The organism is Micromonospora sp. DT229, assembly GCF_049844505.1.
Classification (GTDB): domain Bacteria; phylum Actinomycetota; class Actinomycetes; order Mycobacteriales; family Micromonosporaceae; genus Micromonospora.
On the sequence record NZ_JBNCLD010000006.1, the window covers coordinates 226,943 to 248,481 of the forward strand.

Consider the following 21,539-nt stretch of genomic DNA (forward strand, 5'->3'; position numbering starts at 1 on the left):
GACGCTGTGCAGTCGGCCGAGATCAGCACCGCCACCCCGACGGATCGTCCGGAGGTGGTCGGCAACCCGGCCAATGTCGAGTTCTACCGCCGGGCCGGGTGGCAGGTGATCCGCCACCTCGACGAGCCCCTGCCGATCTGGGTGATGCGGCAGTGACCCGCCCAGGCGGCGGCTGCTAAGCCAGTGACAGGAACAACTTCTCCATCTGGTCCAGATCGGCCTTGCGCTCCTCGCCGGGGGCGGCGGTGACGCACTGCTGCAGACCACTTGCGATGATCTTGAATCCGGCGCGGTCCAGGGCCCGGGACACGGCGGCGAGCTGAGTCACCACCTCGGCGCAGTCCCGCCCGTCTTCGAGCATCCCGATGACCCCGCGGATCTGCCCCTCGGCGCGGCGCAGCCTCTTGATCACGTCACCGACGGCGTTCTCGTCGACCTGCATGTCCACCCCTCTCGATCGGCGGGCCCAACGGTACACCCGGGGGTATACCCTCGATCTACTCCACCGCCTGCCACCAGGCATTTGTCGCTTGGCCTTCGGTCGGACATACTCGGTTACGTCATACCCCCAGGGGTATCCGAGCCCACTGATCAAGGAGTGTCACGTGACCGCCAGCAACGCCTCAGCCGCCATCGACGTCGCCACCGCCCGCGCGCTGATCGCCGAGAACCCGGACACGTTGATCGTCGACGTGCGTACGCCCGGGGAATATGACAGCGCTCACGTCCCCGGCTCGATCAACCTGCCGCTCGACCAGGTCGACGCGCACCTGGGACGGATCGTGAACGACGCCGGTGGCCGGATGCTGCTGATCTGCCAGTCCGGTGCCCGGGCCGGCCAGGCCTGCACCAAGCTGGTGAACGCCGGACTGCCCGCGGCCACCGTGGTCACCGGCGGGATGAACGCCTGGATCACCGCGGGCGGCCCGGTGCAGCGGGGTCGTGAGCGGTGGGGCCTGGAGCGCCAGGTGCGCCTGGTGGCCGGCAGCATCGTCCTGCTGTCGATCCTGGTCAGCATCTGGGTGCCGGGGGCGCGGTTCGTGGCCGGTTTCATCGGAGCCGGTCTGACCTTCGCCGCGCTGACCAACACCTGCGCCATGGGCATGATGCTGACGAAGCTGCCCTACAACCGGGGTGCCGGCTGCGACATCGACGCCTCCCTCGCCCGGCTCAGCGAGCCCGGGCTGCGGGCATGAGTGCGACCTACCCCCGGCAGGACCACACCGGCCTGGCCCGGGTGGTGCCACTGATCGGCTGGTTGCGGCACTACGACCGCAACGTCCTCCGGCACGACCTGGTGGCCGGTCTGACCGTGGCCGTCATGTTGGTGCCGCAGAGCATGGCGTACGCCACCCTGGCCGGCATGCCGGCGGTCACCGGCCTGTACGCCTCGATCGTGCCCTTGGTGGTCTACGCCCTGCTGGGTACCTCCGGCTCCCTGGCCGTGGGCCCGGTGGCCATCACCGCCCTGATGACCGGAGCGGCGCTGGCACCCCTGGCCGAGGGTGACCCGGCCCGGTACGCGGCCCTGGCCGCACTGCTCGCCCTGCTGGTCGGCGCCATCCAACTGCTGCTGGGAGTGCTGCGGCTGGGGGTGCTGGTCAACTTCATGTCCCATCCGGTGCTGTCCGGGTTCACCTCGGCGGCGGCGATCGTCATCGCCGCCAGCCAGCTCAAGGATCTGTTCGGGCTGAACATGGGCCGGGCGGACACCTTCCCGCAGACCCTGGCGGCGCTCTGGGACTCCGCCGGCACCGCCCACGCTCTGACCATCGGGGTGTCCCTGGTCAGTGTCCTCACGCTGGTGCTGCTGCGCCGGTACGTACCCCGACTGCCCGGCGCCCTGCTGGTGGTGGCCGGCATCACCGCGGTCAGCGCGGCGTTCTCCCTCGGCGAGCGGGGGGTGAGGATCCTCTCGCACGTTCCGGCGGGCCTGCCGGCACCGGCGCTGCCCAGCCTCTCCGGCCAGGACCTCCAGGCGCTGCTGCCGGCGGCGATCGCCATCGCGCTGGTGGCGTACCTGGAGGGCATCGCGGTGGCCAAGACCCTGGCCGCCAAGTCCCGCCAGCAGGTGGCCCCGGACCAGGAGCTGGTCGCGGTGGGCGCGGCCAACGTGGCCGCTGGGCTGTTCCAGGCCTTTCCGGTGGCCGGTGGCTTCTCCCGCAGCGCGGTCAACTTCTCCGCCGGGGCCCGTACCCCGGTGGCGACCCTGGTGACCGCGGCGATGGTGGCCGTCACCGCCCTGCTGCTGACCCCCGCCTTCCACCACCTGCCCCGGGCGGTCCTCGCCGCGATCGTGGTGGTCGCCGTGCTGGGTCTGGTCGACGGCAGGGGCGCGGCCGCCACCTGGCGGGTACGCCGCGCCGACGGGCTGGCCCTGGGCCTGACCTTCCTGGTCACCCTGATCCTCGGGGTCGAACCGGGGCTCGCCGCCGGTGTGGCCTTCAGCCTGGGGGTGTTCCTGTGGCGCTCCGCCCGACCGCACACCGCCGAACTCGGCCGGGTGCCGGGCACCGACCGGTACCGCAACGTGCAGCGGTTCACCGGCCTGCTCACCGACCCGCGATACGCGGTCATCCGGGTCGACGGTCCGCTCTACTTCGCCAACGCCCAACGGCTGTCCGACCAACTGCTCGGCCTGGCCGAACAGCGGGCGGGTCTGGTGGCCGTGGTGTTGGACGCCAGCGCGATCACCGACGTCGACACCGACGGCGCGACCGCCCTGGCGGAGCTACGGGAGCGGTGTGCCGCGCGCGGGGTGGCCGTGCACCTGGCCACCGTCCGGGGACCGGTACGCGACCTGCTGGACCGCGCCGGGGTGTGGCGATCGGTCAGCGAGGCGGGCCAGGTGCACCCCGACATCCCCACCGCCCTGGCGGCGGCCGGGAACCCGACGGCGGCCGACCCGGCAGCCCTGGCGGGGGTCGGCGGCGGCGCCGAGGTCGGGCGGGAGCGATGATCGGATCCCAGCGCTTCGCCACGATCGTCACCTGCATCGACGGGCGCATCCAGCGTCCGCTGGAGGAGTGGGCGATACGACACCTCGATGTCGACTACCTGGACACGATCACCGAACCGGGACCCGCGGCGGTGTTGACCGCCACCGGGGAATCGCACCTGACCGCGGTCCTGGCGAAGGTGGCGGTGTCCCAGCGGGCCCACGGCAGCGGCACCCTGGTCATCGTCGGGCACGCCGACTGCGCCGGTAATCCGGTCTCCGCCGACGAGCACCGCGACCAACTTCGCCGGAGTGTGGCGCGACTGGCGCGACGGTTGCCCGACACCCGCATCCTCGCGGTGCACGCCGACCAGTGCGGGGAGCGCTGCTGGGATCCCGAACTCGTCGCTGAGGTCTCCCCGACGGCTGTCGGGCCTGACCTCGTCTTTTAGGCCACAGGTCATCGAGTTGCGTTGGTCACGACCGCCCAACGCATACCCCGGGGGGTATATTTTGGGAAGCGGTCATCGCCCGTCACCACTGCGAAGGAGTCGCCAGAAATGCTGTTCACCCAGTACTACCTGGATTGCCTGTCCCAGGCGTCGTACCTGATCGCCGACGAGAGCACCAAGCGTGCCGTGCTGGTCGACCCCCGTCGGGACATCGACGAGTACCTCGCCGACGCGCGGGCCCGGGGCCTGACCATCGACGGGGTGATCAACACCCACTTCCACGCCGACTTCCTCGCCGGTCACCTGGAGGTGGCGGCGGCTACCGGTGCCTGGATCGGCTACGGCCGGCGGGCCGAGACGGAATACCCGATCCGCAAGCTGCGCGACGGGGAGCGGATCAGCCTCGGCGAGGTGACCCTGGAGATCATGGAGACCCCGGGTCACACCCCGGAGTCGATCAGCATCCTGGTCCACGAGCGCGCCGAGGACCCGGTGCCGTACGGGGTGCTGACCGGCGACGCCCTGTTCATCGGGGATGTCGGCCGCCCCGACCTGCTCGCCTCACTCGGGGTGACCGCCGACGAGTTGGGCCGGATGCTCTACGACAGCGTCCAGCGCAAGCTGATGGGCCTGCCCGACGAGGTCAGGGTCTTCCCGGCCCACGGCGCCGGTTCCGCCTGCGGCAAGAACCTGTCCACCGAACGGCAGTCCACCATCGGTGAGCAGCGCCGCACCAACTACGCCTGCGCCCCGATGAGCGAGGAGCAGTTCGTCGCCCTGGTGACCGGCGGGCAACCGGCCGCGCCCGGCTACTTCGCCTTCGACGCGGTGCTCAACCGCAAGGCCCGCGAACTGTTCGACCCGACCCGGGGCGCCCGCCCCCTCACCGCGGCCGAGTTCGCCCAGGCCCACGCCGAGGGCGCCGTGGTGGTCGACACCCGGGACCCGCAGGAGTTCGCCACCGGGCATGTCCGGGGCTCGGTCAACATCCCCGCCGACGGCCGGTTCGCCGAGACCGCCGGCAGCGTCCTGGCCCCGGAGCACCGGATCCTGGTGGTGGCCCCGCAGGACCGCGAGGAGGAGATCGTCGTACGCCTGGCCCGAATCGGGTTCGACCAGGTGCTGGGCTATCTGCGGGAGCCGGAGGCCGCCTTCCTGGAGATGATCGCCCAGATGACCCGGGCCAGCCGGGTCACCGCCACCGACCTGCGGGAGGCGCTGGAGCGGCCCGAGCCGCCGGTGGTGCTCGACGTGCGCAACGCCGGCGAGCGGGAGCAGGGTGCGGTCGAAGGCTCCCTGCACATCCCCCTGGCGGAGCTGACCCGCCGACTCGACGAGGTGCCGACCGACCGTCCGGTCGTGGTGCACTGCGCCGGTGGCTACCGCTCCTCGGTGGCGGCCAGCCTGCTGCGTAGCACCGGTCGGGCCGACGTGTCCGACCTGCTCGGCGGGTACGGCGCCTGGCAGTCCCTGCTCGCTGCCGCGCGCTGAAGGATCCGGCCGGTCGGGGTCGCGGGGTCGCTCAAGACGCCCGATCCCGACCGGCCGACCTGGTCAACAACCGGGCCACCGCGAGCGGCAGCAGATGCAGCACCCCGGCCAGCAGCAGGGCCAGGGTGAGGATCTGGCCGACGGCGAGCCCGTCCAGGGCCAGCACCAGCGCGGCGCAGGCACCGGTGGACAGCAGATGCCACCCCAGGCGTCGCACGATCGACCAGGTGGTGGAGGGCGGTTGCGGCTTGTCCTCGCGGGTGCGCCAGGCGCCGATCGCCGCGCCGATCGCGACCAGCAGGGCCACCTGCCCGGCCCAGAGGGCCACCCGGCCGACGCTTGCCTCGTTGGTCACCGACGGCGCCAGGAGGGTCGTCGCCGTGAAGATGACGAAGGCGGGCAGCCCGACGAAGACGAAGGCCGTCATCGCCGCCCCCAGCACCCGCCTCGGCGGGCCCTGCTGAGGCTGGACCCGTTTGCCGATGTCGAGCCGTACCTCGTCCGGAGCCCAGATCAGGTTGGTGGTCACCGGCTGCTCACGCCCCGAAGCTGACATGCCGCGAGCCTAGTGCCGTCCGTCAATCTCCCCGGGCCCCGGACCGGGCGCTCCGTTTCGCCGTAACGGCGGTATCACGCCACTGCGGACCCCGCCGTTACGGCGAAACGGAGCGGACCCCTGACCGCGTCCTGGCTGGAGGCCGGCGGGCCCCTGGCTGGAGGCCGGCGGGCCCGGCGTGCCCCGTGGGATTCCCCGCCGCACCCGGACCCGATAGCCTGCGAGGGCGGGACCGTGCCGCGGCGAAGTTCTCGACCAACGCGAGGCGTCGACGCGACCGCGGGCAGGGTGCCGGGTTGTCGCAGTGAGTGTGCGTTGAGTACGGGGTGGGGTTGTCGTGGCGTCAGTGGGGAAGATCATCCGGTTCGATGAGGTACGCGGCTACGGCTTCATCGCGCCGTCCGCCGGCGGGGAGGACGTCTTCGTCCACGCCAACGACTTCGGCGAGCACCGCCACCAGGTGCGGGTAGGGATGCCGGTCGAGTTCGAGGCCGTGGACAGCGATCGTGGCCTCAAGGCCGCCTCGGTACGGCTCATCGAGCCGGAGTCGCCCGCGGTCGCTGGCGAACGGCGGCTGCGTCCGCGCATCGAGGGCGACGAGGAGTTGTGCGACGTCCTGTCCCCGGCGGAGTTCACCGGGGCGGTGACGGAACTGCTGCTGCGCTGCTCGCCGTCGCTGACCGGCGCCCAGATCATCGCGGTACGGGAACGATTCATCGAGTTCAGTCGCGCCCACGGCTGGGTCGACGGCTGAACGGTCAGGCGTCGCTCGGTCCGGGCGTCCAAGCGAGCGCGATGCGCAGCGCACGGCCCAGCTCGTTGAAGTCCACACCCCATGCGGGCCGGTAGTCGACGATCTCCACCGCGCTGGGCATCGCATCATGCTAGCGATGCACCGCCGCCGGGACGACCGGGCTGTCCGTGGCACCTACCTGACGACGACCGGTGCCACGCTGGACGTCCAGACCAGGCGCGGCTCGTAGCGGTTCAGCAGGTCGACCACGGCCTGCTCGGCCTGCTCAGGCACCAGCACGTCGAGCCGGAGCCTGGCCAGCAGGGGCTGCTCCTGCCAGTAGCCGCGCGGCAGCACCTGCCGCATGGTCCCCTCGGTCGCCGCGGTGGTGTCGGAGACGGTCAGGGAGATCGCGCCGGCACCGAGCAGTTCCTCGCGCAGGCTCCCGCTGTCGGCCACCCGGGAGGGGTCCAGCAGAGCGCTGACCAGCTTGACCTGCTGCCCGGCCGGCACCGAACCCGCACCGCCCGACCTGGCCCGCCGGGATCGTCGTTGTGGTCCGCCCGGGGCGACCAGGCTGGTCACCCCGCCCAGGTGGTACGCGTCCGTGCCCTGTTGGGCCTGGTCCAGCCGGTCCTGGTCCTGCTCGGGCACCCGCAGGCCGAGCACCGCCTGGATCCCGGCCGCGATCAGCCAGGTCAGTACGAACGAGAAGGCCACCACGCTGACCACCCCGACCACCTGGTCCCACAGCAGGCCGGCGCCACCGCCGAGGAAAAGGCCGTCGCGGCCTAGGGGGTTGATGCCGTTGTCGCCGAACAGGCCGAGCAGCAACGAGCCGAGCATGCCGCCGACGAAGTGCACCGCTAGCACGTCCAGTGCGTCGTCCAGCCGCAGCAGATACTTCAGCCGCAGCGCCAGATGACAGACCAGACCGGCGATGGCACCGATCGCGATGGCGGACAGGGTGTTGACGTACCCGGCGGTCGGGGTCACGGTCGCGAGCCCCGCGACCGCGCCGGAAACCCCGCCGACCACGGTGCTGTGGCCGTCCTTGAACCGCTCCACCAGCAGCCACACCAGCATTCCGGCGGCGGCGGCCAGATGGGTGTTGAGTACGGCCTGGGCGGCCACTCCGTTGGCCTGGAGTCCGTCGCCACCGTTGAAGCCGAACCAACCGAACCAGAGGATCCCGGCACCGAGGATGGTCAGCGGGATCGAGTTGGGGGGTGCCTCCGCGTGCGGCCAGTTCCTGCGTCGGCCGACGACCAGCAGTACGGCGACCACGGCCGCCCCGGCACTGGCGTGCACGACCATTCCACCGGCCCAGTCCTGGGTACCGAGCTTCGCCAACCAGCCGCCGGGGTGCCACAGCCAGTGGGCTATCGGGGCGTAGACGACGATGGACCAGATCGCCAGGAACAGCACCCAGCCGCCGAACCTCAACCGCCCGGCGGTGGCACCGGTGACCAGCGCGGGCGTGATCACCGCGAACATCATCTGGTACGCGACGAAGGCCAGGGCCGGGATGGTGATCCGCCCGTCGACCACGTGCAGATGGGGTGCGGGTGGCACCTTCAGGTCGGTCAGTCCGAACAGTTCCAGGTTGCCCAACAGGCCGCTGCCGGCGTCGTCGCCGAAGGCGATGGTGTAGCCGACGAACACCCAGGTCAGACTGACCACCCCTAGGGCGATCATGTTCTGCTGCAACATCGCCAGGACGTTGCGGCTGCGCACCATCCCGCCGTAGAAGACGGCCAGGCCGGGGGTCATGAACAGCACCAGCCCGGTGCAGACCAACACCCAGGCGGTGTCTCCCGGGTTCACCGCGATATCAGCGGACACGACCTGCCCCTTTCTGCGTACGGCCGATCAGACCGAACGTCGGACGGACGACACGACGGTGTCCTTGACCCGCTCGTGATTGGGCACCGGCGCGAAATGCCGGTCGGGCAGCAGCAACAGCCAGGTGGCCACGTTGAAGGGACCGGTCAGCACCGGGATGCCCAGCGGGGTGAGCACGCTGGCCATGGCCATCTGGATGAACAGGGTCAGGGCGATGCCGAACAGGGTGTACCCGGTCACCAGCAGCCCTGGCCGGTGCAGCACCGCGCCCACCGCGATCGCGGTCAGTACGGCGTTGAAGCCGAACAGTCCCTTGTCGAGGCTGGCGCCGTCGGCACCGAACCAGAGGGCCAGCAGGGTGGCGCCGACCGTGCCGACGATCGCGAAGACCGCCGACCAGCGAGAGTTGATCAACAGGGCGATCACGATGAGCAGCCCGCTGACCCAACTGTTGATCAGGAAGACCTGGGAGATCCCGCGCAGGAAGATCGGCACCAGGTCCCAGTCGAAGCGCCCACCGGTCAAGGTGCCCTCCCCGGGGAACTTCGGGGTCAACTGGGTCAGCACGGTGAACCGGTCGAACTGGTACGCGGCCAGCAGCAGCACCCAGGTGGTGAGCACGAAGGGAAAGGTGAAGGCGGTAAGCCCCCAGTGTTTGAAGATGGCGTTCAGGGCCAGGGTCACCACGGTGGTGCCCACCGCGCCGAGCACCAGATACAGCCACATCAGGGGTCGCTGGTCCAGAAAGGTCGGCACGGCGATGCCGGTGAGGAAGGGGCTGAACCCGAACAGCCCCTTGCGCCAGGAGGCCCGGTCGACCTGGAGCACCAGGGCGGTCGCGGTGCCGACGACCAGCCCTAGCACCCCACCACCGAAGACCCGGGGGTGCCCGCTGTCGAAGGCCCCCCAGGCGACCGCGATGAGGATGACCAGACCGGTCACAGGATTGTTCTGGAACACCACTTGCGCCGGTCCGCGCAGGCAGGCGTCGATGAACTGGACGAGCGGGTTGCGGTCGGCCAACCCGTTCCAATCCCGCGCGATCGCCACCACGTCGATCTCCTGTCGGATCAGCGCCAGCTGAAGGCAGGCGGGAAGGTGCAGCCGACCACCTCTTCGCGGGCGGCGGCACAGAAGGCCCGGACTGCCGCTTTGACCGGCTCGGTCTCCTGGCCGAGGACCTTGAAGACGAGACCCGCGTCGTTGGGCAGCCGACTGACCGCGCCGGCCAGTGGGGTCTGCTCGTCCCAGACAGGTTCCGAGGTCCGTTCGTAGACGCGCGCGGCACGTTCGGTGTCGGTCAGCAGCATGACGTTGCCGAAGACGTGGAAGCGGTCCATCATCCCGATCCGGTCGACCGGGAACCGGCCGGGAGAGATCACGAACTTCTCCAGGAACAGCCCTCGCCCGTCGGGCCGCTCCGCCCGCAGTTGGGAGGAGAACAGGTCGTAGGCGAAGAGTTCCCCGTCGCGGTAGTACTTGCGGCCGGGTTGGAGCACCTCGGCGTAGAGCAGGGTGGCGCTGGCCGGCAGCCGTACCCGGGTGTGCGAGACGAAGCGACTGCGTCGGAACGGGATCACCGGCTCCGGCAGGAACTCCAGGTAGGCGTCCTCGGCCAGGGTGATGGTCTGCTGCTGGGTGCCGTAGTTGGCGTCCATCTCCTGGATCTTGGTGGCGGCCTGGGTGGTCAGGTGCGCCTGCGCCCTCGGGCCCAGGTCGACCTCCATGGACAGCCGGTCGCCCTGGAGCACCCCGCCGGAGGTGGTCAGGATCATCACGCAGGGCAGGTCGGGCATCTCCTCGTCCCAGTACAGTGCCCGCTGCACCAGCAGCGGCGACTGCCGGTAGAGGTCACGCAGGATGGTCCGGTCACCGCGCCGGTGGAAGCCGAGCCGCAGCACCCCGACCTTGCCGTTGGCGGCGGCGGGCAGCTGGGCCGGTTGATCCTGGTACGGCGCCAGTTCCCGGACCAGGTCCAGGGAAGTCGTCATGCCGGCACTTCGGCGTCGAACAGCACATTGCGGCGGACCAGGTCGACCAGCTCGTCGATGCCCGCACCGGTCTTGCAGTTGGTGAAGACGAACGGCTTGCCGTTACGCATCATCGCCGCGTCGCGGGCCATCACCTCAAGATCGGCGTCGACGTACGGCGCCAGATCCGTCTTGTTGATCACCAGGATGTCGGACTTGGAGATCCCGGGACCGTTCTTGCGCGGGATCTTGTCGCCGGCCGCGACGTCGATCACGTAGATGAAGTAGTCGACCAGGGCGGGGCTGAAGGTCAGGGTCAGGTTGTCCCCGCCGCTCTCGATCAGCACCACGTCGCTGTCCGGGAACTTCGCCTCCATGTCCTCGACCGCCGCCAGGTTCATGCTGGGGTCTTCCCGGACGGCGGTGTGCGGGCAGGCCCCCGTCTCCACCCCGATGATGCGCTCCTCGACCAGCACTCCGGTCAACGCCCGCCGGACGTGCTTGGCGTCCTCCGTGGTGACCACGTCGTTGGTGATGACCAGGATGCGCAGCCCCTGCTCCACCAGGCGGGGCACGACGGTCTCGATGATGGCGGTCTTGCCGCTGCCCACCGGGCCACCCACGCCGATACGGCTTGCTGACTTCATCTGTGCTCGACCCTTCTCGAAGTAAGTGCGGGCGGTTCAGCTCATGAACATGCGAACGTGCGCGTGCTGGTGCGCGGCGGCCAGGACGTCCAGGTGCGGGGCGAAGCCCTGCATGTCGTCGAGGGTCGCGCCGCGGATGTCCTGGTAGTCGTCGTCGACCGCCTCGTTGACGGCGTACAGGATGGACTGGGCGTCGAGGTGATCCACCCGCAACAGTCGGATGGCCGCGCTCAGCACCATCGACGCCGCGCCGTACTGGTGGGCCGCGAAGGCGGCCTGTTCGTCGACGCCGAGTTCGGCGAAGAGCACCCCCAGGGCCACCGGATAGGTCACCGGGACCAGGCCGTCGGTCTCGGCGGCCCGCTTCTTGAGCAGCGACTCACCGATGATGCGGTTGGCGGCCTCGGCCAGCTTGCGGCCCATCCGTACCGACATGGTGCGCATCTCTTCGTTGATCTTGCGAAGGTGGACGGCCTCGTCCGCCCGCCGGACCTGCTCCAGGTCCCCGACCGCAGCGCCCCGATGCCCGGCCAGCACGCCGACCCCGTCGCCGGTGGCGGCCAGTCGGGTGATGGTCCGGACGTACTCCTGGAGGCTGCTGCGGTCGTGCACGGTCCCGTGCTGGACGGCCATCTCCAGACCGTTGGAGAAGGAGAAGGCACCGACGGGGAACACCGAGTCGCCGAACTGGAGCAACCGCAGCGCCTCGGCCATGGTGGGCACGGCAGGACGCTCCTTCAGTTCAGCTCGGCGGGCAGGTGCGAGTGCGGGGTGGAGTCCGCTCCGCCGAACAACCGCCGCGACTCGTGCGGGGCCAGGTAGGCGATGACCTCCGTACCGGCGATGAACTCGTGCGAGATGCCGGTGAAGGAGTGGGTACGCATCACCGAGTCCATGACCTTGCGGTCGACGGTCAGCGGCACGTACATCTTGGTGCCCTTCACCACGGCCGGCCAGTGCTGGTTGCCGATGGCGTGCCCGAGTTCCACGGCCGAGCGGATCACCATGTCCAGGGATTCGCCGTGCAGCTTGTCCAGGTGCACGACCATCACCTCGCCGAGGGCGATCCGGGCCACCACCGCGGTCCCGGTGAGTTCGTCCCAGGCGAGGATGTCGCCGTCGCGCAGCCGTACCCCCCGGGACAGGGAGAGGGCGAGTTCGGTGCCGAGGCTGGTCGCCTTGCGCAGCCGACTCTTCTGGGCCTCCCACTGGTCCAGGACCAGGTCGTCGACCTTGGCCTGGCTCAACCGCTCGGTCCAGTCCGGCTCGGCCACGTTGCCGAGCACCGCTTCCACGATCATGTGTCGTCCTTTTCCGCGATCCGCGTACGGGTCAGCTGAAGAAGTAGAGCTGGCTCATGGGGAGGTTCTTGGCCGCCGGCACGGTCGCGTGGACGCCGTCCATCTTCACCGCGAAGGTCTCCGGGTCGACCTCCAGCTTCGGGGTGCGGTCGTTGCGCACCATGTCCCGCTTGGTCAGGTTGCGGCACCGGTAGACCGGGATGACCTGCCGTTGCAGGCCCAACTGCTCGGCGATGCCGCACTCGTGGGCGGCCTTGGAGACGAAGGTGACGCAGTTCTTGGCGAGTTGGGTTCCGGACGCGCCGAACGCCGGTCGGTAGTAGACCGGCTGCGGGGTGGGCAGCGATGCGTTCGGGTCGCCCATGATCGACCAGGCGATCATGCCGCCCTTGAGCACCAGCTTGGGCTTCACCCCGAAGAAGGCCGGCTCCCAGAGCACGAGGTCGGCCAGTTTGCCCGGGGTGACCGACCCGATGACGTGCGAGACCCCCTGGGTGATGGCCGGGTTGATGGTCATCTTGGCGACGTAGCGCAGCACCCGGAAGTTGTCGTTGCCGGACGAGTCCTCGGCGAGCTTGCCCCGGACGTTCTTCATCTGGCCGGCCAGTTGGATGGTGCGCAGCCAGGTCTCGCCGATGCGGCCCATGGCCTGCGAGTCGCTCTGCATCATCGAGATGACACCCTCGTCGAGCAGCACGTCCTCGGCCGCGATGGTCTCGGTGCGGATGCGGCTCTCCACGAAGGCGACGTCGGAGGGCACCTTCGGGTTGAAGTTGTGACAGACCATGATCATGTCGTACAGCTCGGACTGGCTGTTGATGCCGTACGGCACGGTCGGCGTGGTCGACGCGGGCAGCACGTTCATCAGGCTGGCCACCTTGATGATGTCCGGTGCGTGTCCGCCGCCGGCCCCCTCGGTGTGGAAGCTGTGCACGGTCCGGCCCTCGAAGGCGGCCACCGAGTCCTCGATGTAGCCGCTCTCGTTGAGCGTGTCGGTGTGCACGCTGACCTGCACGTCGAACTCGTCGGCGACGGCCAGGCAGGACCGGATCACCGCAGGCGGCGCACCCCAGTCCTCGTGGATCTTGAAGCTGGGCACCCCGGCCAGGATCTGCTCCACCAGCGGCGCCCGCCCACTGCTGTTGCCCTTGCCCAGGATGCCGACGTTGATCGGCACGCTTTCGAAGGCACGCATCATGTTGTGGATGTTCCACGGGCCCGGCGTGATGGTGACGCCGTTGCTGCTGTCGGTGGGACCGGTACCACCACCCCAGAGGGTGGTCACACCGTTGCTCAACGCCGCGTACGCCTGCGAGGGGGTGAGCAGGTGGACATGGGCGTCGATGCCGCCGGCGGTCAGGATCAGATGCTCGCCGGAGATGGCGTCGGTCCCCGGCCCGGTGACCAGTCCGGGGGTGACCCCGTCCATGATGTTCGGGTTGCCGGCCTTGCCGACCCCGGCGATCCGGCCGTCCTTGATGCCGACGTCCGCCTTCACCACGCCGAGCAGCGCGTCGAGGACGGTGACGTTGGTGATCACCAGGTCCACCACCCCCTCGGCGTTGGTGGCCTGGCTGCTGCTGCCCATGCCGTCGCGCAGGGTCTTGCCGCCGCCGTACATCACCTCGTCGCCCAGGACCCGCAGGTCCTTCTCGATCTCGATGTAGAGGTCGGTGTCGGCCAACCGGATCTGGTCGCCCGTGGTGGGGCCGTACATCCCGGCATACTCTTGCCGCGAAATCTGACTCATTGTCGCTCCAGGTTCCGTACGCGCTCGTCGATGCCTACTGCTTCTTGTTGTCGCCCTGGTCCTGCGCGCTGAACTTGAAGCCGCGTGTCCTGGCGTTGTGCAGCGACTCGGCGCGGTCCGGCCGGTAGTCCGGCGGGGTCGGGTCGTCGCCGGTCCAGCCCTGGACCAGGCCGTTGAACCCGTACACCCGCTGGAGGCCGCCGAACGGGATCAGCTGCACGGTCTTGCGGTCACCCGGCTCGAAGCGGATCGAGGTGGTGGCCGGGATGTTGAGTCGTTTGCCGAAGGCGGCCGGTCGGTCGAATTCCAGGAACCGGTTCGCCTCGAAGAAGTGGAAGTGGGAGCCGACCTGGATGGGCCGGTCACCGGTGTTGTGCACGACGACCTCGATCACCGGACGGCCGGCGTTGAGTTCCAGCGGCTGATCACTGAGCTTGTATCCGCCGATCGGGCGCAGGTGCTTGGAGTTCGGTCCCGGATGCTGTTTGGCCATGTCTTCCTCGCTCTGTCGGAAAGGGAGCGCCTCATTGAATGGGAGAGTGGATGGTGACCAGCCGGGATCCGTCGGTGAACACCGCCTCGACCTGGAGCATCGGGACCATGTCCCCCACGCCCGGCATCACGTCGTCGGCCTTGAGCACGCTGCGTGCGTCGTTCATGACCTCTTCGACGGTCTTGCCCTCGCGGGCGCCCTCCAGGGCTGCGGCGCAGATGACCGCCACCGCCTCGGGATGGTTGAGCTTCAGGCCCTTCGCCCTTCGCGCATTGGCCACCATCGCCAACGAGAGGATGGTGAGCTTGTCGAACTCTCTCGGTGTGAGATGCATGTCCTGATCCTTCTCAGCAGTCGCCGGATGGCGTCGCCGGCCGGTTGGGCGGACCCACCGGGGTACGGGTTCGCGCCGAACCGTCCCGCTGCCGGTCTGGCGTTCCCGCTCATCGACCTACCGAATGCCAGGTTCGACTCTAGGACCCATTTCGATAGCTTTTAGGCGGTTTACGGGGATAGGTGGGTTTTAAGGCTTTCGGTGGCCCCGTGCCCGGTTCCCGGCCGACCACAGGTCCTGGATCTGCTCCAGGGTCTTGCCCCTGGTCTCCGGCAGGTACCGCCAGACGAAGAGGAACCCCAGGGCGCACAGCCCGGCGAAGAGGGCGAACACCCCGGCCCGGCCCAGGGCGTCGAGCAGAGTCAGGAAGAACTGCGTGATCACGTACTCGGCACCCCAGTGGGTCGCCGAGGCGATGGCCACGCATCGGCCCCGGATCGGGCCCGGGTAGATCTCGTTGATGATGGTCCAGGTGGCCGGACCGATGGTCATGGCGTAGAAGGCGATGAACAGGATCACCCCGGACAGCAGGAAGACCCCCGCGTCCGGAAGCCCGCCCGTCTGCGCACCCGAGGGGCCGGAGCCCAGTTGACGGAAGCTCACGCTCACCATGACCAGGGCACCGGCCATGCCCAGCAGCCCCACCAGCAGCAGGGGACGGCGGCCCACCCGATCCAGCAGACCCACGGCCAGCAGGGCGAAGACCGTGTTGACCGCACCGATCGCCCAGGTGGTGGCGGACAGTTGCGCCTCCGACGACCGGAAGCCCGCCGCCGCGAAGATCGAGTCCGCGTAGTAGATGATCCCGTTGATGCCGGTGGTCTGCTGGAACAACGCCAGCCCGATCCCCAGGGCCAGGGGTCGGCGCCACTGTGGCGACAGCAGTTCCCGCCAGCCGGCCTTCCGGCCCCGCAGGCTCTGCTCCATGTCGTGCAGCCTCGACTGCACCTTGTCCCGGGGCACCGTACGGGCCAACGACCGCTCGGCCCGGCTCCGGTCCCCCCGACGCAGGTACCAGATCGCGGAGTCCGGTATCGCCACGGTGATCAGGATCAGGGCCACCCCCAGCAGCACCGCCACGCCCAGCAGGTAGCGCCACGATCCGGATCTGGTGAACAGCTCGTCGGCCAGGTAACCGATGAAGATCGCGGCGGTGATCGAGAACTGGTAGACCGCCACCAGGCCGCCCCGGATGCGCTCGGGGGCAGCCTCGGCCGCGAACATCGGCCCGGCGACCGAGGCCACCCCGATACCCAGCCCGAGCACCAGTCGCGCCCCGGAGAGCACCGCGATGCTCGGCGCGGCGGCCTGCACGATCGTGCCGACGATGAAGGTGACCGCGGCGACCCACAAGGCCCCCCGCCGACCCAGCCGGTCGGCGAGATGACCACCGACGAGGGCACCGACCAGGGCACCGATCGTCACCCAGCTGGCCGCCGCCTCGACCGCGAAGGTGTCCGCGTCGAAGGCCCGACGGATGTCGTGCAGGGTGCCGCTGATGACGCCCTGGTTGTAGCCGAAGAAGGCACCGGAGAGAACGACGATCGAGATGATCGCCACGAGATTGCGTCTGGGGGGCCTGGTTCGACCGGCCGTGCCGTCAACCGTTGCCACGGTCCCCTCTCCCGCCCGGAATCACCACCCTCATTCCCTTTGTAGCAAGAATGAGAGGTTTACGGATCTGGACGGAAAAGTCGCCCCTCAGCGGGCGGGGGCGGGGCGCCGGGTCAGCACCTGCGGGCCGGCAGCGGTGATGGCCACGGTGTGTTCGGAGTGGGCGGTACGGGAGCCGTCGGCGGAGCGGATGGTCCAGCCGTCGCCGTCGTACCTGATCTTGTCGGTGCTGCGGCAGAACCAGGGTTCGATGGCGAGGGTGAGACCGGGGTCGAGTTTCACCCCACGCCGGGGGCGGCCGTTGTTGGCCACATGCGGGGCCTCGTGCATGGTGCGGCCGATGCCGTGCCCGCCGAACTCGGCATTGACCCCGTAGCCGTACGCCTCGGCGACCTCGCCGATCGCGGCGGAGATGTCGCCCAGGCGACCCCCGGGCTGGGCGGCGGCGATGGCGGCCTCCAGGGCCACCTCGGTGGCCTCGATCAGCCGCAGATCGGCCGGGTCGGGGGTGCCGACGACGAAGGAGAGCGCGGAATCGGCCACCCAGCCGTCGATGCAGACCGCCATGTCGATGCTGAGCAGGTCTCCGTCGCGCAGCACATAGTCGTGGGGCAGGCCGTGCAGCACGGCGTCGTTCACCGACAGGCACAGCACGTTACGGAAGGGGCCCCGGCCGAACGAGGGCGCGTAATCCCAGTAGCAGGACTCGGCACCGCGTTCGGCGATCCGCCGACGGGCGTGGTGTTCGAGATCCAGCAGGTTGACCCCGACTGCCGCGACATCGCGCAACTCGGCGAGCAGTTCACCGACGAACTGGCCGGTCACCGCCATCCGGCCGATCTCATCGGTCGATTTGAGTTCGATCACGACAGCCCTCCTCTGCGAAGCGGTATTTTTATACCATGCCAGATCGAGGGCTCCGGCGGATATCCTGCTGGCATGGTTCGCCAACCACTCACCGCCGAACAGATCGCCGCGGGCCAGCGCCTCGGGGTGGCGCTGCGGGCCGCGCGGGCCGGCCGCAGCCTGGTCGAGGTGGCCCTGGCAGCCGGCATCTCCCCCGAGACGCTACGCAAGATCGAGGCAGGGCGGCTACCCGCACCGGCCTTCGGCACGGTGGTCTGCCTCAGCCAGGCCCTCGACGTCCCACTGGACGACCTGGCCGACGTCTGGTTGGCCGACATGCCCATCCGCCAGGCATCCTGAAGACCCGACTGCCGGCGCCTCAGCTACCCAACGTCAGGTCGTGCTGCTCCAGCGCACTCTGGATGATCCCGAGCGCCTTCGGCCCCATGCCGTGCAGCTTGGCCAACTCCGCGCGCGACACCCCGACAAGGTCGCGCAGCGTCGAGTAGCCGGCGTTGTTCAACGCCCGCGTCGCCGGCGCACCGATCTTCGGCAGGGTGTCCAGATCGGAACTCACCCACCCGATCCTAAGCCAGTGAACAGACCTCGCGAATCACTCGCCACCCTGCCCGTTGATCATGAGGTTGGCGGCGGTAGTTGATCTCTGGGATGCCGCTAACGTCATGGTCAACGGGGTGTCACCGGCTACGACCTTCATCGGACCAGGATCACCTTGCCCCGGCCGTGGCCGGTCTCCACCTCCCGATGGGCGTCGGCAGCCTTCGCCATCGGATACGTCCGGCGGACGAGGAAGCGCAGATCACCTGCGGCGTGAAGGGCCGCGAGGGCGGCGAGACGGGCAGCGGAACGCAGGTTCGGGGTGGTCCGGATGCCGAGGTCGGCCGCGCGGGCGTGCTCGGTCAGGGTGAGAATCCGGGAACGGTCCGCGCACAGGGCCAGGGACGCGGTGAGGGCCTCGCCGCCGGCACCGTCGAGCACCAGATCGGCGCCGTCCGGCAGCCGGCCGCGGAGCCGGTCGACCAGGCCAGGGCCGTAGACCACCGGCACCGCGCCCAGGGTACGCAGATAATCCTGGTTGGCGGCGCTGGCCGTACCCACCACACGGGCTCCTGCCCGCCGCGCGAGTTGCACCGCGACCGCGCCGACGGCACCGGCCGCACCGTGCACGAGCAGGGTTTCGCCGTACCCGGGCCGGATCTGTTCGAGGGCGATGTGCGCGGTCTGGGCCGCGCCGCTGAAGCCACCGGCGACCTCCCAGGACATCCCGGCCGGCTTGGCGGTCACCTGGTCGGCGGGCACCACGACGAACTCGGCCGCGGAGTTCATGAAGCCGAAGCCCAACACCTCGTCACCAACGGCGACCCCGTCGACCCCGTCACCAACCTGATCGACCACTCCGGCGAACTCGTTGCCCGGCACGGCAGGCAGCGCGGCCTGCGCCCAATCGGGGGTACGCCCGGCGCGTACCGCGCAGTCGATGGGCTGCACGCCGGCCGCCCGCACACTCACCCGGGCATGGCCGTGCCCCGCCTCCGGAGTTGCGACCTCGCCCCACTCCAGCACCTCCGGCCCGCCGACCTGCCTGAACACCACCGCCCGCATGCGTACGCCTCCCGTGATCCGTCGTCGCAGGAGCCAGTCTCAAACCTCAACCACACGCGAGGTCAAGGGAAGCTCTGTACGTCTCAAGGGATTACGGCGCGCGGAGCCCCGCGCGACAGCGCTTCGGTCTACCAACCGTCGGTGCCGCGCTGCGCATATCGTGACGTGAGGTCGTCCCGATTTCACATTTCGGTCGGCCGAGCGCACCATCTTGACCTGGCAGCGGCGTCGGAGCGGTGGCCGATACCATCCAGATGCAGCCACCAAAAACCTATTATGCGCGTTTCAGTGGCGGGCTGAATAAATCCCACAGCCACCGGATTATTCTCGATTCAACAGGGACCGCATATCGATCCCCGGACGCAGTGAGGCGCCTAGCCGGCACTGAATACTGGCAGCTCAAAGGCGGCCAGAGTGCCGGCTAGGCGCACTCGTTGAGCCAGTGACAAAGGCGAGCCCAATCACTGGCACCAGACTACTGAACGTCAGCCGGCGACGGCGTCGACCGGGCCGCGAACAGCGTTGGCCACACCGCGAACGGCGTTGGCCACACCGCGGGCAACTCCGCGAACATCACCACGCATCGTGACACCTCCTCGAATTAAGGACCATGATGTGGGATCAGCGTACGCGAATGAGGTCGCGATCGATACTCCCGGCAGACGTTCTTTCTCAGTCCGTCAAGCGCACATCACTTCCTCATGCACAACAACCGACCAAGAACAGCAGGTAATGCACTGAATGGTCGCCCCCGTCAATACCGTCGCGTTACAGTCCGAACTGGACACCTCTTGCGTGCCGCCTGCTCACACGGCGTCCCAGACCGCCGTCGTTGGGCCTCGTTGACGACGTTACCGGGCTCTACAGCAGGACTTATGCGCATCCTCAGCGGCGTCGTGGGGGAGTCAACAGAGTGGCGAGGGCTCGCAGGATGGCCGGACACTCGGCTGGTTCTGTACCTCGTAGCGAAATCACCACGATGACGACGCGGGCAACAAGAGCTAAAGGACGTCTCGTAACTGGGTGGAGGCGTTGCCGGGTAACGGTGCTGGGTGTCATCCGGTGAGGATGATGTTGTGGAGGTGGGCGATGCCGGATGCGGTGTCGGTCAATGTGTGGGCGGCGCGGCGGTAGTCACGGAGGATCTTGAAGTTCTTCATGCGGGCCAGAGCGTGTTCGACCTGGGCTCGGACGGTGCGATGTTGTCTGTTCAGGTCTTTCTTCCAGTCGGGTAGTTCGCTGCCGTCGGTGGGTTTGCGGTACGGGATGATCACGTCGGGGTTGCCGCGGTAGGCGCCGTCGGCCATGACCGGCCGTCCTGCGAGCTTCTGGTCGATGCCGGAGGTGCGGTAGACGATGGTGTCGTTGCGGTTGCCGGGCTGCGGTTCACCCAGGGCCACGACGAGACGGGTGTGGGCGTCGATGGCGACTTGCAGGTTCGTCGAGTAGCGGTAGTTCTTGCTCGGTGCCGCGAGGCGGTGGTCGCGGGTCGGGACCAGGGTGCCGTCGACGATGGCGATCTGGTCTACCCGACGCCGGCGTACCGGAGCCAGGGCCAGCAGCGGCCCGAGGGTGTCGATGACCCGGTGCGCGGCGGAGTGCGACACCCCGAACAGCGGACCGATCTGCCGCATCGTCAGGTTCGTCCGCCAGTACGCGGCGACCAGTAACACCCGATCGGCCAGATCGAGAGACCACTGCCGCCCCGGCCGCCCGTCCGCGATCGCGTCACCGCCGCGTTCAGCGACCAGCCGGACCAGCCGGCGGAACTGGACGGGCTGCAACCCGGTGAACGGAAGATCCACTCCTGGCGGGCCGCCGAGATCACCTGCACCCCGACATGATCCACCATGGACGGCCGACGGAGTTACGAGACGTCCCTTAGAGCCGAGCAGTACCCGGAGAGACCTCCGACCCGGCGGCTCAATGATGCTCTGCAGGAGTTCTACCGCGCGGTCCGGGAGCAACTGCGGGCGAACGACCCCGAGTCCGTGATACATGACGATGATCTAGACGTTATCGAGCCAGGGATTCAACCGTTGACCTGGGTCGAGCGATCCCAGTCGTCCTGACATCTGCCCGCTCTCGTCATCGAGGACAGCTTCGTTTCGGTCGTGCGCGCGTGCCGGCAAAAGGACGAAGGACGGGACTCTCCTGCCTGCGCAAGGATGGGGCATGTTGCGATCACCTCGTGCACTTCTGCTGGACTTCGGTGGCGTCCTGGCCGACGCTCCGCGACAGCCACCGGCTCCCCCGGACCTGGTCCGGCGGCTGTCCGACCTGGTCGGCGACACCGTGTCGGTCGAGCAGATCACCACCGACCTGACCGAGGGCGGCAGAGCCTACGGCCGATGGCGCGATGACAGCGCGCAGACCGGCGAACCGATCGAGTTGACCCACCCTCAGGTGTGGGCGGACTTCGTGACCCACTCCTGGCCCGAGCCGGCCCGCACGGCGGTCGAGCAGGCGGCGACCTCCCTGGCGTACGCCTGGGCCTGGCGACCGGACTGGCAGGTCCGCCCCGGGATCCCGGAGGCCTTGCGCGCCGCGGCGGATGCGGGTCTGCCCATGGCGGTGGTCAGCAACGCGCTCTGCGGGGCCGCGCATCGCGACTTCCTCGCCACCGCCGGACTGTCCGACCTGTTCGCCGCCGAGTTCTACAGCGACGAGGCCGGGCTCCGGAAGCCCAACCCCCGGCTGGCCTGGCTGGCCGCCGAGGCCATCGGCGTACCGATCGGGGAATGCTGGTTCATCGGCGACACCGTGCACCGCGACGTCGCCTGCGCCCGACGAGCCGGCGCCGCCGCCGCGATCCTGATGCGCTCACCCCGCACCGACCGCGAACCACCCCACCCGCAGCTACGACCGGACGCCCGGATCGAGGATGGCCACGGCCTGGTCACCCTGCTGTACCAGAGGTGAAGACGGCGCAGCGTCGGCGGTGGC

The 21,539-nt window shown here is 69.1% G+C and carries 23 protein-coding genes and 1 pseudogene; 8 read left to right on the forward strand and 16 right to left on the reverse strand.

Translation table 11 applies throughout. The features are described 5' to 3' along the window. The first annotated feature begins 6 nt into the window (after positions 1-6). The gene (locus tag ACLQ2T_RS12140; RefSeq protein WP_425766102.1) at positions 7-156 is read left to right on the forward strand and encodes a hypothetical protein; all 150 of its coding nucleotides are present in this window, start codon (positions 7-9) and stop codon (positions 154-156) included. A gap of 19 nt (positions 157-175) precedes the next feature. Here the strand turns inward: ACLQ2T_RS12140 and ACLQ2T_RS12145 are convergent, their stop codons facing one another. Then, on the reverse strand, positions 176-442 hold the full coding sequence (locus ACLQ2T_RS12145) for a metal-sensitive transcriptional regulator (RefSeq protein WP_327026985.1): 267 nt from the start codon (positions 440-442) through the stop codon (positions 176-178). Between the two features lie 163 nt (positions 443-605). Between ACLQ2T_RS12145 and ACLQ2T_RS12150 the strand changes: the two genes are divergently transcribed. The 4 genes from ACLQ2T_RS12150 to ACLQ2T_RS12165 all read left to right on the forward strand — a co-directional run bounded on the left by ACLQ2T_RS12150 (position 606) and on the right by ACLQ2T_RS12165 (position 4,881). After that, a complete protein-coding gene (locus tag ACLQ2T_RS12150) occupies positions 606-1,196 on the forward strand; it encodes a rhodanese-like domain-containing protein (RefSeq protein ID WP_425766104.1) in 591 nt (196 codons plus the stop codon). After that, positions 1,193-2,959, forward strand: coding sequence for a sulfate permease (sulP, locus tag ACLQ2T_RS12155; RefSeq protein ID WP_425766105.1), 1,767 nt, complete (start codon positions 1,193-1,195; stop codon positions 2,957-2,959). Before ACLQ2T_RS12150 ends, sulP begins: the two co-directional genes overlap by 4 nt. Beyond that, a complete protein-coding gene (locus ACLQ2T_RS12160) occupies positions 2,956-3,390 on the forward strand; it encodes a carbonic anhydrase (protein ID WP_425766106.1) in 435 nt (144 codons plus the stop codon). Before sulP ends, ACLQ2T_RS12160 begins: the two co-directional genes overlap by 4 nt. A gap of 108 nt (positions 3,391-3,498) precedes the next feature. Continuing rightward, entirely contained in the window at positions 3,499-4,881 is a 1,383-nt protein-coding gene (locus tag ACLQ2T_RS12165) for a rhodanese-like domain-containing protein (protein WP_425766107.1), read from the forward strand. A gap of 31 nt (positions 4,882-4,912) precedes the next feature. On the opposite strand, the gene ACLQ2T_RS12170 is transcribed toward ACLQ2T_RS12165, so the two are convergent. Further along, positions 4,913-5,437: a hypothetical protein gene (locus ACLQ2T_RS12170; protein WP_425766108.1), complete on the reverse strand. Its 525-nt coding sequence runs from the start codon at positions 5,435-5,437 to the stop codon at positions 4,913-4,915. A gap of 337 nt (positions 5,438-5,774) precedes the next feature. Between ACLQ2T_RS12170 and ACLQ2T_RS12175 the strand changes: the two genes are divergently transcribed. After that, positions 5,775-6,191 (forward strand): cold-shock protein, encoded by a 417-nt coding sequence (locus tag ACLQ2T_RS12175; RefSeq protein WP_425766110.1) that lies wholly within the window; start codon positions 5,775-5,777, stop codon positions 6,189-6,191. Between the two features lie 174 nt (positions 6,192-6,365). Here the strand turns inward: ACLQ2T_RS12175 and ACLQ2T_RS12180 are convergent, their stop codons facing one another. The 11 genes from ACLQ2T_RS12180 to map form a co-directional block, all read right to left on the reverse strand. Continuing rightward, positions 6,366-8,015, reverse strand: a complete 1,650-nt coding sequence (locus ACLQ2T_RS12180) for an ammonium transporter (protein WP_425766111.1) — start codon at positions 8,013-8,015, stop codon at positions 6,366-6,368. A 27-nt stretch (positions 8,016-8,042) separates the two neighbouring features. Continuing rightward, positions 8,043-9,068, reverse strand: coding sequence for an urea transporter (gene yut, locus ACLQ2T_RS12185; RefSeq protein WP_425766112.1), 1,026 nt, complete (start codon positions 9,066-9,068; stop codon positions 8,043-8,045). 17 nt (positions 9,069-9,085) lie between these two features. Continuing rightward, positions 9,086-10,006 (reverse strand): urease accessory protein UreD, encoded by a 921-nt coding sequence (locus ACLQ2T_RS12190; protein WP_425766113.1) that lies wholly within the window; start codon positions 10,004-10,006, stop codon positions 9,086-9,088. Beyond that, positions 10,003-10,632: an urease accessory protein UreG gene (ureG, locus tag ACLQ2T_RS12195; protein ID WP_425766114.1), complete on the reverse strand. Its 630-nt coding sequence runs from the start codon at positions 10,630-10,632 to the stop codon at positions 10,003-10,005. The genes ACLQ2T_RS12190 and ureG overlap by 4 nt, the downstream gene beginning before the upstream one ends. Positions 10,633-10,668: 36 nt before the next feature. Continuing rightward, positions 10,669-11,346 carry an urease accessory protein UreF gene (locus ACLQ2T_RS12200; RefSeq protein ID WP_425766282.1) on the reverse strand — a complete coding sequence of 226 codons (678 nt, stop codon included), beginning with the start codon at positions 11,344-11,346 and terminating at the stop codon, positions 10,669-10,671. 23 nt (positions 11,347-11,369) lie between these two features. Then, the gene (gene ureE / locus ACLQ2T_RS12205; RefSeq protein WP_425766115.1) at positions 11,370-11,933 is read right to left on the reverse strand and encodes an urease accessory protein UreE; all 564 of its coding nucleotides are present in this window, start codon (positions 11,931-11,933) and stop codon (positions 11,370-11,372) included. Positions 11,934-11,964: 31 nt separating this feature from the next. Further along, complete coding sequence (locus ACLQ2T_RS12210; RefSeq protein WP_425766116.1) at positions 11,965-13,683, reverse strand: urease subunit alpha; 1,719 nt, start codon at positions 13,681-13,683, stop codon at positions 11,965-11,967. 34 nt (positions 13,684-13,717) lie between these two features. Continuing rightward, entirely contained in the window at positions 13,718-14,176 is a 459-nt protein-coding gene (locus tag ACLQ2T_RS12215; RefSeq protein WP_425766117.1) for an urease subunit beta, read from the reverse strand. Positions 14,177-14,207: 31 nt separating this feature from the next. Then, positions 14,208-14,510, reverse strand: a complete 303-nt coding sequence (locus tag ACLQ2T_RS12220) for an urease subunit gamma (RefSeq protein WP_327021961.1) — start codon at positions 14,508-14,510, stop codon at positions 14,208-14,210. 189 nt (positions 14,511-14,699) lie between these two features. Further along, the gene (locus ACLQ2T_RS12225; protein ID WP_425766118.1) at positions 14,700-16,070 is read right to left on the reverse strand and encodes a sugar porter family MFS transporter; all 1,371 of its coding nucleotides are present in this window, start codon (positions 16,068-16,070) and stop codon (positions 14,700-14,702) included. A gap of 141 nt (positions 16,071-16,211) precedes the next feature. Then, on the reverse strand, positions 16,212-16,991 hold the full coding sequence (map, locus tag ACLQ2T_RS12230; RefSeq protein WP_425766119.1) for a type I methionyl aminopeptidase: 780 nt from the start codon (positions 16,989-16,991) through the stop codon (positions 16,212-16,214). Positions 16,992-17,063: 72 nt separating this feature from the next. On the opposite strand from map, the gene ACLQ2T_RS12235 reads away from it, so the two are divergent. After that, positions 17,064-17,330 carry a helix-turn-helix domain-containing protein gene (locus ACLQ2T_RS12235; RefSeq protein WP_327021964.1) on the forward strand — a complete coding sequence of 89 codons (267 nt, stop codon included), beginning with the start codon at positions 17,064-17,066 and terminating at the stop codon, positions 17,328-17,330. A gap of 19 nt (positions 17,331-17,349) precedes the next feature. Here the strand turns inward: ACLQ2T_RS12235 and ACLQ2T_RS12240 are convergent, their stop codons facing one another. The 3 genes and pseudogenes from ACLQ2T_RS12240 to ACLQ2T_RS12250 all read right to left on the reverse strand — a co-directional run bounded on the left by ACLQ2T_RS12240 (position 17,350) and on the right by ACLQ2T_RS12250 (position 20,427). Next, positions 17,350-17,547, reverse strand: coding sequence for a helix-hairpin-helix domain-containing protein (locus ACLQ2T_RS12240; RefSeq protein WP_425766120.1), 198 nt, complete (start codon positions 17,545-17,547; stop codon positions 17,350-17,352). Positions 17,548-17,684: 137 nt separating this feature from the next. Beyond that, entirely contained in the window at positions 17,685-18,593 is a 909-nt protein-coding gene (locus ACLQ2T_RS12245) for an NADP-dependent oxidoreductase (protein ID WP_425766121.1), read from the reverse strand. A 1,055-nt stretch (positions 18,594-19,648) separates the two neighbouring features. After that, positions 19,649-20,427, reverse strand: a pseudogene (locus ACLQ2T_RS12250) (transposase family protein). Positions 20,428-20,768: 341 nt separating this feature from the next. Between ACLQ2T_RS12250 and ACLQ2T_RS12255 the strand changes: the two are divergent. Next, positions 20,769-21,515 carry an HAD family hydrolase gene (locus tag ACLQ2T_RS12255; protein WP_425766122.1) on the forward strand — a complete coding sequence of 249 codons (747 nt, stop codon included), beginning with the start codon at positions 20,769-20,771 and terminating at the stop codon, positions 21,513-21,515. Positions 21,516-21,539 lie beyond the last annotated feature (24 nt).

Coding starts and splice junctions, on each gene's coding strand:
- ACLQ2T_RS12145 (WP_327026985.1), bottom strand. CDS start 442: ATGCAGGTCGACGAGAACGCCGTCGGTGACGTGATCAAGAGGCTGCGC.
- sulP (WP_425766105.1), top strand. CDS start 1,193: ATGAGTGCGACCTACCCCCGGCAGGACCACACCGGCCTGGCCCGGGTG.
- ACLQ2T_RS12160 (WP_425766106.1), top strand. CDS start 2,956: ATGATCGGATCCCAGCGCTTCGCCACGATCGTCACCTGCATCGACGGG.
- ACLQ2T_RS12165 (WP_425766107.1), top strand. CDS start 3,499: ATGCTGTTCACCCAGTACTACCTGGATTGCCTGTCCCAGGCGTCGTAC.
- ACLQ2T_RS12170 (WP_425766108.1), bottom strand. CDS start 5,437: ATGTCAGCTTCGGGGCGTGAGCAGCCGGTGACCACCAACCTGATCTGG.
- ACLQ2T_RS12190 (WP_425766113.1), bottom strand. CDS start 10,006: ATGACGACTTCCCTGGACCTGGTCCGGGAACTGGCGCCGTACCAGGAT.
- ureG (WP_425766114.1), bottom strand. CDS start 10,632: ATGAAGTCAGCAAGCCGTATCGGCGTGGGTGGCCCGGTGGGCAGCGGC.
- ACLQ2T_RS12200 (WP_425766282.1), bottom strand. CDS start 11,346: ATGGCCGAGGCGCTGCGGTTGCTCCAGTTCGGCGACTCGGTGTTCCCC.
- ureE (WP_425766115.1), bottom strand. CDS start 11,933: ATGATCGTGGAAGCGGTGCTCGGCAACGTGGCCGAGCCGGACTGGACC.
- ACLQ2T_RS12210 (WP_425766116.1), bottom strand. CDS start 13,683: ATGAGTCAGATTTCGCGGCAAGAGTATGCCGGGATGTACGGCCCCACC.
- ACLQ2T_RS12215 (WP_425766117.1), bottom strand. CDS start 14,176: ATGGCCAAACAGCATCCGGGACCGAACTCCAAGCACCTGCGCCCGATC.
- ACLQ2T_RS12220 (WP_327021961.1), bottom strand. CDS start 14,510: ATGCATCTCACACCGAGAGAGTTCGACAAGCTCACCATCCTCTCGTTG.
- ACLQ2T_RS12235 (WP_327021964.1), top strand. CDS start 17,064: ATGGTTCGCCAACCACTCACCGCCGAACAGATCGCCGCGGGCCAGCGC.
- ACLQ2T_RS12245 (WP_425766121.1), bottom strand. CDS start 18,593: ATGCGGGCGGTGGTGTTCAGGCAGGTCGGCGGGCCGGAGGTGCTGGAG.
- ACLQ2T_RS12255 (WP_425766122.1), top strand. CDS start 20,769: ATGTTGCGATCACCTCGTGCACTTCTGCTGGACTTCGGTGGCGTCCTG.